Origin of the sequence: Mesorhizobium sp. (genome assembly GCF_004962925.1) — a bacterium.
Lineage (GTDB): Bacteria > Pseudomonadota > Alphaproteobacteria > Rhizobiales > Rhizobiaceae > Mesorhizobium.
Map to the genome: position 1 here is coordinate 1 of NZ_SUEO01000467.1, position 315 is coordinate 315.

Consider the following 315-nt stretch of genomic DNA (forward strand, 5'->3'; position numbering starts at 1 on the left):
TTGTCGGCCACCGGCGCCGCAGTTCCTCATAGGACCGAAACGGCACGCGCCACGCCCGGAGGTCATCGTCCCAGCTTGCCCAGGGAATTTCGTGTAGTTCCCGAAGGACGGCCTTCGAATAGGGTGTCCGAATGCGCAGGTCGTCGGCAACCTCGAGATAGGGACTGGAGATCGGGTCGAACGAATAGGCGTCACGTCCCTTGCTGTCGGCGTGCATTGCCAGCATCTCGGCCTCGCGCGCCAGCCAACGGTCGACCCGGCGGGCTGCCGTCTTGCCTGGTACAAACCAGCTCCTGCGCTCGTCGCTCCACCTCG

1 pseudogene is annotated in these 315 nt (G+C 64.8%); it reads right to left on the bottom strand.

What is annotated here, in order from left to right:
* Nucleotides 1-315, bottom strand: a pseudogene (locus tag E5W87_RS35725) (hypothetical protein); the annotation flags it as partial.